Origin of the sequence: Mesorhizobium sp. (assembly GCF_005063415.1) — a bacterium.
Classification (GTDB): domain Bacteria; phylum Pseudomonadota; class Alphaproteobacteria; order Rhizobiales; family Rhizobiaceae; genus Mesorhizobium.
In genome coordinates this window covers 1-789 of the sequence record NZ_SUEG01000355.1, presented here as the reverse complement: position 1 = coordinate 789, position 789 = coordinate 1, and the positions used below count along the sequence as shown (strand labels likewise).

Annotated in this window: 1 pseudogene; it reads right to left on the bottom strand. The window is 56.0% G+C overall.

Annotation, left to right across the window (positions count from 1 at the left end):
• Positions 1 to 117: pseudogene (locus E5W70_RS32570) on the bottom strand (resolvase); the annotation flags it as partial.
• Positions 118 to 789 lie beyond the last annotated feature (672 nt).

The following is a 789-nucleotide window of genomic DNA, read 5'->3' as shown; positions in this document are numbered from 1 at the left end:
GCGGTAGACGCCGGCGATGTAGTACCCGGCATCCCTCGCCTCAGCGATGATCGATTCCTGGCGATCAAGATCCTGCCCTTGCGTACTGACCCGCAGATAAACGCGAGCAACGTGCATATCCCCCTCCCGCTCGGCTCATTTAGATATACTTCATTGCGCCTAGCTTACGGTCCTAGCTCAAAAAGGGAAGACGCAATCCTATTGAGCCACGCGGCTTAGAACCACCTTTTTGAGCTGCCGATTTCAAAAGACGGCTTCAGTAGTCACCAGAAGACGATTTCAGTGGCACGGATAGGCCCCAGAGGTGGTCACCAAGGCGGGGAGCTTGGGACCTGCGATGGGGGTTAGAGCGTTCATCTGCTTACCATTGCATCATATCGGGTGAGCAACAGCCGCGCGGAGAGCAAGACAATATGAAGCCTAAACGTACTGTCGTCCTCGTCCGACAATCCGGGGTGTGCGCCTTGCGGGTGCAGGCGTTTCATTAGCCCGTTGATGAAATTCTTGCCTTCGTTCGCGTTGGGAAAGCTCGTTAACGAGCATCTCTTCGGAGCGGAACTGGCCGCAAGCAGGAGGGCAGTGATTCCAAACGATATGACAACTGTGGACGAACTGTGGGACGTGGGGTTTTCGACAGCGACTGTCGATTGCCATACGGCGTCAGTGTCTGGCAGGAGCCTGCGGCTGCTCAACGGCCGGCATCGTACCTAATCATAATCTTCGAGTATGGTGGATCAGCCGATGCGGGAGGCGAGCACGGGAGGTCGAGTCATGGGTGTCACCTTCAAG